The sequence below is a fragment of the Rothia sp. HMSC076D04 genome (genome assembly GCF_001814645.1).
GTDB lineage: Bacteria > Actinomycetota > Actinomycetes > Actinomycetales > Micrococcaceae > Rothia > Rothia mucilaginosa.
In genome coordinates, this window is record NZ_KV817365.1 from 215,542 (window position 1) to 224,782 (window position 9,241).

The window sequence follows — 9,241 nt, forward strand, 5'->3', positions numbered from 1 at the left end:
TATCAAGGCGAATAATGAAAGATTCTCAACCTCGACGACCCATTAGAAGAACCTCATTTAAGTATATCAAGGCGAATAATGAAAGATTCTCAACGTGATGCGAGGCCACAGAACCGCATCCCTAAGTATATCAAGGCGAATAATGAAAGATTCTCAACTCGGTCAGTCGGTCGGCCGGTCATAAAAATAGTAAACAACTATTGAAAGATTCTTAGTCCTCAATGAAAGCCCCTCCGGTCTATTCATTTTAACAAATATGCGTACTGCTAGGCACAAATAGCAAGAATATTAAAACAGGCCCCTCGACCCGCAGCAGTAAGCTACAGGTCGAGGGGCCTCCTCATGCATTAGCGTTAGCTGGTAGAAAGGTCAGCGCCCGAAAACCCGGGAACCGCCCCCTACGCCACCGCCACGGTACCCTTGGCTGCGGTGCCGCTTCGGGTCCACAGCAGGAGCGCTGCCACGCTGTTGATGATGTAGAAAATGTATTTGCCGACGTTCGCGAAGTTGCCCTGAGTCAGCGCCTTGATGCACTGCACGGTGTTGTACGCGAACCAGAACTGCCACTGCATCGTCAGCTTCAGTGCGTTCAGAATGTTCGCTGACAGGGACAGGCCAAACACTGCGGTCGTGATCCAGAACAGGAACGAGGTCTTGCCATCGTAACCGACATTGTTCGCAATCAGATAGTAACCGACATAGTTCGCAATCAGGGAGAACGCGAACGAACCGACCACAATGCCGCTAATAATCAGCTGGCCCTTCTTGCCGGTCGGCGGTTCCATCGCCTTGCCGCGTTCGGAGTTCTGCCACCTACGAATCGCGAAGGTGTACACGATGAACGTGACCGGGTAGGTGATGATTGCTGCCTTGTTGCCCAGAATGTAATCAATCGCGCCAGACAGTGCCGTGTTAATAATGCCGAGCACGTTGCCGATGTTTGAGAGGCGGCCGGTCAGGCGGGTAGACATCATTGAAATACCCACGTTAATCACGGAAATTACGCCGAGGGGAATGAAGTTCGTGATTGGGCCCCAGTCGACGTATTTAGCGAGGCTGGTGCCCAGGTATCCTGAGGCGATTGCGATGGCGATAACCAGTGCCACGCCGAAGATGTCGGCGTACTTGGACTTGGCGAAGAAGAGGAGGGCCTTCTCGATTGAGAATTCCTTGGCCTCCATGGGTAACTCCTTTGTTGAGAATATAGGAACAGTGATAGGGTACCAATAACTATAACTCTTTGAAAAGGGGTTGAATTGGCGTGTCACACATAAAACTTCAGAAACCCACATATTCCACATCTCGGAACACCGCGGCATTGGGTAATTCAAAATCACCCCATCAAAAACCCATACCAACTTCCGGCAAACTTTGCCAGATATCGCCCCTACTTCGTTGAACATCGAAAATGGGCGTAAAATCACCGCCGTTTCGTCTTCGCTTTAAGGGGGACCTTAAGGTACGCTAGATGACTGGGTCAGGGAACCGTGCCGGTCTCACTCACCGTGCATCCACCCGACAGACACCCGCACCCCGGTATCCTGCGTCTCACTCACGCACACAGGGGAGGGAACCCAACGTATCGGCCTCACTCACCGTTTACGCCGCTGTCCGCGCATCCTGCCACCCGTAACTCACTCAACTCAAACAAGAACTGAATAGGACAATCATGCCCTTGCTTACCCATCGACTCTCACGACGATTTTTTGTAAAGGGTGCTTCCGCCGCCGCCGCTGCAGGCGCACTGACCCTGCAGGCGCAGGCCGCTCAGGCTGATGAAGCTCCCGCAAACCTTGCCCCGGCAACCGAGGAAACTAAAGGCCCGCGCCTCGTTATTCAGCGTGCCACCATCACTGAAACCGGTATGACCGTCAACTACACTGCACACGGTCTGCGCGAATTCCTCACCGAAGGCACCACTCTGACCGTACGCCACGGCTACGTTCGTAACGACTCTTTCGAAACTCTGCGCTCCTGGCCGCTCACCCCCGAATTTGACGGTGACGCTGACAGCTTCAGCGGTAGCGACCAGTTCCCCATCGAGCTGATGCAGGGTGAAGGTGTTGATCACGCCCTGCAGCTGGATATTTGCTCTGACCCGTGGGGCCAGGAGATTACCCACCAGATTGCTGCGCGCATCCCCATGGCTGAGACTAAGATTCTGAAGACTTCTTTCGAGGATGTTCCGGATAACCACCCGTTCGCTGAGGATATCCGCATGGCGAACCAGAAGAAGTGGCTGATGCCGAACCCGCAGACTGGTGCGTTTGAGCCGGACCGCCCCGTGACCCGTGAGGAGCTTATTGCTCTGCTGAACCACGCTGCCGGTCACGCTGGCGTGAGCGAAAACTCTGAGGTCGCACCCTTCGCGGATGCGGCAGGCCGCCCGACCGCGAACGCCCTGCACTGGGCTCGTGACCGCAAGATCACCGAGCCGCTCACCGGTGGCGACAAGATTGACCCGACTGCACCGGTTTCTCACGAGGAGCTGGCAGCTGTACTGTTCCAGTACAACGCGGAGGTTCAGCTGACCGAAATGAACGAAGCTGCTGGTTCTCGTTTCCGCGATGTGCTCGGTGCGGGCACTCTGCACCGTTACGTTGCGTGGGCTGGCGCGAACGACATCGTGCTGGACGCTTCGGGTGAGTTCAAGCCGACCGCGCCGACTACTCGCGCGGAGCTGGCTCGTTTCATTCGCCGCTACAAGCTGCAGAACCTGCTGTTCACTGACTTCTCGTACGTTTCCTAATTCTCGTACGGCTCCTAAATTTAGCTACCCCCGGCACTGCGCGTGCCTGTTGGGGTTGCGTGAAACCCCCGTCTTCTGGCTTTTGCTGGAGGCGGGGGTTTTGCCATGTCCCGTATTGCCGCTTCTCGGGGAGTTTTAGTGACAGGCTGTGCCTGGCATATGAAATTTTGCGTTATATATGCCTAAAATCTTGCAAAATCCTGTGCGCTAAGTAAGTATTACCTAGAAGGTAAGTTAAAGGTTGCCTTACTTAATACTGTGTGAAGACTAGTTTCCTTCCTCGTGGGCCCATGAAACCCACACCAAAGAGCAGGAAAAACGCGGCGCCTCACCACCCATCGGTGGGGGAGAGACGCACCTTCACACACCACCCACGAAAAAGGACATACATATGAACCTCGCTTCAAGCAAGGCATTCAAGGGCCTCGCCGTTGGATCGCTGGCACTGGCAATTTCCGGCGTTGCCACCATCCCCGCATCGTTCGCGGCAGACTCCACCCCGGCGGCAAGCCAGAGCACTGACGCTCGCACCATCACCGACAAGGCGATGGCAAAGATCACCCAGGGCCTGCCCGGTCAGTTCCAGGTCGCATACTCCAAGAAGACCAACAAGATTTGGGTTGCGGGCACCGCTGACCGCGACAAGCACGTTTCTACTATCGCTCGTATTGACGCGAACTCCCTGAAGATTGAGGCAGTCGCCGAGCTGCCCATCGTCAAGAACGACAAGGGCTACCAGTACGACGCAGCTTACGGCATCACCGTTGACGATGTAGACGGTACCGTCTGGGTTACCAACACCACCGACAACTCCGTGTCCGTGTACGATCAGGCAACGATGCAGCAGGTCTGGACCACCGCGGGTATCGCAGAGACCGACCCGAACTGGATTGAGCACCCCCGCTCCGTTCTGGTTGACCACGAGTCCGGCAAGGCGTTCGTGACCGGCCGCTTCTTCGTATCCGCTATCGACCTGAAGACCAAGCAGGTTGAGAAGATCCAGCTCGAAGGCGCACCCGACGGCGGCACCCGCTACATCAGCATGAACATCCTGGTTGATGGCGGTAAGCTGTACGTTCCCGAGCGTACCGGCGGCAAGATTTTCGTCATCGACACCAAGACCTTCAAGGTAGAGAGCAGCTTCGACACCAAGGGCAACGCTGAGGGTGAGGTTCGCCCCTCCGACATCGCGATTGACCACTCCCAGAACGAAATCTACGTCTCCTCCCAGGGTGTGAAGGGCGCGAACTCCGGCGTGTCCATCTACGATGCGACCACCCACGAGTTCAAGAAGTTCATCCCGGTCGGCACCCAGGCACTCGCCCTGGACAATGACGAGGCGAATGACCTGGTGTACGTCTCTGACTTCGGCACCGGCAAGGTCGGCGTGATTGACGGCGGCGCAGCGGACAAGCTAATCGCTGAGGTTGCCATGAACGGCGGCAAGGCAAACGACCTGGTCGTACTGCCCAACGGCTCCGTTGTCGCTGTGGACAAGCAGGCTGGCGCAACCGCAACTGTGCCCTACGTCCTCGACGGTACCACCGGCACCGTCAGTACCTCAGATAAGGTCACCAGCAAGCCTTCTAAGGACAAGCAGGGCAACGAGGTTCCCGCCAAGACCTCCGAGATTCAGGCGAACTCCATCCTGAAGTTCAAGGTCACCGCAACCGCAGGCGACAACTCCGAGGTCAAGCAGGTCACCCCCGAAACCCGCGAGTTCCAGGGCTACCCGGCAACCGCCACCAAGACCAAGGCAACCGACTCTACCACCCCCTCCACCGAGGCACACCGCACCGTGGACGCAAACGGTAGCGTTGCGAACATCATTCAGGGTCTGCCCGGCCAGTTCCAGGTTGGCTACTCCAAGAAGAACCACAAGCTGTTCGTGCCCACCGTGGGTGCACGCGGCGGCCTCGCTTCCTCCCTGGCACGCGTGGATGCAGACACCCTGCAGACCGAGGCTTTCGCCGAGCTGCCCGTGAAGAAGAACGACAAGGGCCAGTATGGTTACACCTCCGCGTACGGCGTGACCGTTGATGACGTGGACGGCACCGTCTGGGTTACCAACACCACCGACAACTCCGTGGCAGTGTACGACCAGCAGACTCTCAAGCTCATCTGGAGCAACGAGGGCGTGAAGAAGGACGACCCGAACTGGATTGAGCACCCCCGCTCCGTTTTGGTTGACCACAAGTCCGGTAAGGCGTTCGTGACCGGCCGTTACTTTGTCTCTGCTATTGACCTGAAGACTAAGCAGGTTGAGAAGATTCAGCTTGAGGGCGCACCCGACGGTGGCACCCGCTACATCAGCATGAACCTGTTCCTCGATGGCGGCAAGCTGTACGTGCCCGAGCGCACCGGCGGCAAGCTCTTCGTCGTGGACACCAAGACCTTCAAGGTTGAGAAGACCATCCAGACTCAGGGTGAGGATTCCACCGTTGAGGTTCGCCCCTCTGACGTTGCTGTGGATCACTCGCTGAATGAGATTTACGTATCTTCCCAGGGTGTGAAGGGCGTCAACTCCGGTATCTCCGTGTACGACCTGACCACCGGCGAGTTCAAGAAGTTCGTCAAGTTCGGCACCCAGGCGCTCGCTCTGGAGCACGATGAGGACCGCGACCTGGTGTACGTAACCGACTTCGGCACCGGCAAGGTGGCTGTCTTCGACGGCCGCGCTGACGAGGTCATCGGCGAGGTCGAGATGAACGGCGCAGCCGCGAACGACGTGACCCTGCTCAAGGACGGCTCCGTACTGGTCCTCGACAAGAAGGACCGCGACGAGAAGGTGACCCTGCCCTACGTGCTCAACGGCACCACCGGCGAGATCAGCACCGCCAGCGAGTACACCACCCTGCCCACCAAGGACCGCCAGGGTAACGACGTTCCCGCATCGGTTCAGCAGCTGAAGGCTAACTCGATTCTGAAGTTCAAGGTTGGCCTGAAGGACACCGACGCGAGCGCAGCTCCGGTGGGTATCACCCCGACTTCGCTGGACTTTGCGGGTTACCCGACGGTGACCGGTGTGAAGGCTGAGGAGTCGAAGCCTGCTGACCCGAAGCCTGCTGACCCGAAGCCGGCAGATCCGAAGCCGGCAGATCCGAAGCCTGCTGACCCGAAGCCTGCAGATCCGAAGCCTGCTGACCCGAAGCCTGCTGACCCGAAGCCTGCTGACCCGAAGCCTGAGGATAAGAAGTCTGACGCTAAGTCTGAGAACACCGCAGAGGCTAAGGATCAGACCTCCAAGGATCAGGCATCTCAGTCTGACTCCAAGTCTGACGCTAAGACCGGTGCACAGGACTCCAAGCCTGCTCCGGATGCTGTGAAGGCTGATAAGTCCGGTTCGGCTGTGAAGAACGGTGGCTCCTCTGCAGGTGGCTCCGATAATTTGGGCAGTGGCTCCTCGGTAGCTAAGAGCGACGCAGGTTCCTCGCAGGCTGGCTCTTCGCGTGGCGCTTTGGCGAACACCGGTGCGAACGCTGTGATGCCGCTGGTTGCTTTCGCTTCTGTGGCTCTGATTGCGGGTGCTGCTTTGGTGATGCGCCGCCGCAAGGCATAAGCGTAGCGTTTAGTTTTCGGGCGTAAAGGCTCGATGTAACGCGTGAGGAGGCGGGTATTTTCTCTTTCGGATTCTTTGAATCTGGGGGGAGGGAGTACCCGCCTTTTGTATGCCTGCTTGGGCTAATGCTGGGTGGGTGGTTTTAGAGCATATTTATATATGTGCACTTGTCTGTAAAAATATAGGTTTTGAATGTCGGGAAAATGTTTAACCCGTGATGAATCCTGTGGGCGCGCCTCACCTAAACTTTTACATTAATGTGTAAATATAAAAGTATCACAACACCCCTCGTGACCTGGGTTTTTGCCTGCAAGCGCAAGGAAAAACCAGGGGAACGCCTCAACCTTCACGTGATACTGAAGGCGAATTAGGGGGCCACTCACAAAAACACAAAACACACCCACGTCGCTGCTTGTATTTTCCTGGGAAAACACTGAGGATTAGAAGGTAAGTAAATTTATGCGTTACCTACACTTCTGCTTTTCGTGCCGTCGAATATGTCACCGCATATTCACGGGTGTCTCGTTAGCATTCGCATGCGGCATGTGAGCACTTCCGTTACACATTTGAAGGACACACATTGAACCTCACTCCCTCCTCGGGCAAAGCATTGAAGGGGCTCGCCGTCGGCTCCCTGGCGCTCGCAATCTCCGGCGCAGCCATGATTCCTGCCTCCTTCGCAGCACCGAATACCGCACATCAGACCGCTTCCCCCAGCGCATCGGCTCCTTCCACCGCAGCGCTGAGCCGCGTTGTTGACACCTCCGCGTCCGTCGCGCAGATTACCCAGGGTCTGCCCGGTCAGTACCAGGTTGCCTACTCTAAGGCGACCAACAAGATCTGGATGGTCGGCGTGGGTGCCCGCGGCGACCTCGCCTCCACCATTGCTCGTGTCAACGCAGACACTCTTCAGATTGAAGAAGTGGCGGCGCTTCCCTTCGAGCTGGATAAGAACGGCGAATTTGGCTACATTTCCGCGTACGGCATCACTGTTGATGATGTGTCCGGTACCGTGTGGGTTACTAACACCACCGACAACTCCCTGTCTGTGTTCGACCAGAACACCATGGAGCAGATTTGGACTAACCACGGTATCTCCGAGAGTGACCCGAACTGGATTGAGCACCCCCGCTCTGTGCTGGTGGACCACAACTCCGGCAAGGTGTTCGTGACCGGCCGCTACTATGTGTCCGCAATCGACATGAAGACCTTCCAGGTCACTAAGCTGCAGCTGGAAGGCGCCCCCAATGGTGGTACCCGCTACATTGGCATGAACATGACCATTGACGGCGACAAGCTGTATGTGCCCGAGCGCACCGGCGGCAAGGTCTTCGTAATCAACACTCATACGTTCAAGACTGAGCAGGTTATTCAGACCCGCGGCGAGAATTCCTCCGTTGAAGTTCGCCCCTCTGACGTCACTATTGACCACTCCGAGAACGAAATTTACGTCTCCTCGCAGGGCGTGGACGGCGTGAACTCCGGTATCTCTGTCTATGATCTGACCACCGGTGCGTTCAAGAAGTTCGTTAAGTTCGGTACCCAGGCGCTGTCCATGGAGAACGACGAGAACCGCGACCTGGTGTACGTTACCGATTTCGGTACCGGCAAGATTGCTATCTTTGACGCTAAGACCGACCGCGTGATCGGTGAGGTTGAGATGAACGGCGGTAAGGCTAACGACCTGACCGTCACCGAGGATGGCTCCGTTGTTGCAGTGGACAAGCAGGATATCGCTAACACCACTGCGGCTGTGCCCTACGTGCTGAACTCGAAGACCGGCGACGGCACCATGACCGACACCTACACCTCCAAGGCGACCGTGGATCGCAACGGCAAGGCTGTTCCTTCCTCGCAGCAGAAGCTGGTTCCGAACTCCATCGTGAAGTTCTACGCTGAGGTTTCTGAGGGTGAGTTCACCTCCACTGCGACCATCAACCCCGCTAAGGTTCCCTTCCAGGGCTACCCGAAGCAGGCTACCGCAGTGCTGATTGACCCCACCCTGAACTTTGCTGAGGGTACCGTCGACATTACCCGCCCCTACACCTTCCACGTGTCCGGCTACGACTTTGAGAAGCCCCCAGCAGAAGGTATTCGCCTGTTCCTCGTCAAGGAAGGCGAATGGTCGATGGGTTACGACAAGCTGACCGATAGCGAACTGGCGAATATTCAGAAGGTCTCCACCGTCGTTCCGGCGAGCGCGTTTGTTTACAACGCACGCACCGGCAAGTACTCCTTCGACGCAACTCTGCGTGTTCCCGCGAACACCATGCAGTACAGCCAGGGCTATATGCTCGGTACTGTCACCGCTGGTTCCGACGTGGCTACCAACCGTAATTACGATTCGGCTGTTTCGCTGATTGTTAATGATGCGAAGGACGCCGGCAATGCGGATAACCGCGATGAGGCTGAGGAGCCGGCATTCCCGACCAATGCTTCGGCATCGCCTTCCGCATCTGCTGCTGTAGCAGAAAAGAAGCCGGCAGCTGAGCAGCCTAAGGGCGAACAGTCGAAGGCTGAGGAAGCTAACGACCAGCTGGGAACCACCGCGAAGACCGCGCCGCTGAAGAACTCTTCTTCGGTGAAGTCTGAGGATCAGTCTAAGGGCTCCGGTTCGGATTCTCAGGTGAGCGCTTCGGCAACCAAATCTGCGCCTCAGAGCAAGGGCTCGCTGGCTAAGACCGGTGCTCAGAATGTTCTGAGCCTGGCTGCTGTTGGTGCGTTTGTGCTGATTGCTGGTGCCGCTGTGATGGTGCTTCGCCGCCGTAAGGCATAGTTTCTTGCTCTAGTTTGAGCGGATGCGCCCCGTACATTGTGCGGGGCGCATTTTTGTGCCTTGATGCCGTGGTGTTGTGGTGCCGTGGCGCCTGAACGAGGCAGGCGCGGGCACGGAGGCGGGCGCTGCGGAGGTGCCGGATGGCTGTCGGGGGGGG

Annotated in this window: 4 protein-coding genes; 3 read left to right on the forward strand and 1 reads right to left on the reverse strand. The window is 57.0% G+C overall.

Annotated elements, in window-relative coordinates:
* Positions 1-398 precede the first annotated feature (398 nt).
* On the reverse strand, positions 399-1,181 hold the full coding sequence (locus HMPREF2980_RS03285; protein WP_083303625.1) for a nicotinamide mononucleotide transporter: 783 nt from the start codon (positions 1,179-1,181) through the stop codon (positions 399-401).
* 488 nt (positions 1,182-1,669) lie between these two features.
* Here HMPREF2980_RS03285 and HMPREF2980_RS03290 point away from each other — a divergent pair, with 488 nt between their 5' ends.
* The 3 genes from HMPREF2980_RS03290 to HMPREF2980_RS03300 all read left to right on the forward strand — a co-directional run bounded on the left by HMPREF2980_RS03290 (position 1,670) and on the right by HMPREF2980_RS03300 (position 9,084).
* Entirely contained in the window at positions 1,670-2,749 is a 1,080-nt protein-coding gene (locus tag HMPREF2980_RS03290) for an S-layer homology domain-containing protein (RefSeq protein WP_070690142.1), read from the forward strand.
* 391 nt (positions 2,750-3,140) lie between these two features.
* Complete coding sequence (locus HMPREF2980_RS03295; protein ID WP_070690145.1) at positions 3,141-6,308, forward strand: DUF5074 domain-containing protein; 3,168 nt, start codon at positions 3,141-3,143, stop codon at positions 6,306-6,308.
* Positions 6,309-6,888: 580 nt separating this feature from the next.
* Positions 6,889-9,084 (forward strand): LPXTG cell wall anchor domain-containing protein, encoded by a 2,196-nt coding sequence (locus HMPREF2980_RS03300; RefSeq protein WP_070666752.1) that lies wholly within the window; start codon positions 6,889-6,891, stop codon positions 9,082-9,084.
* Positions 9,085-9,241 lie beyond the last annotated feature (157 nt).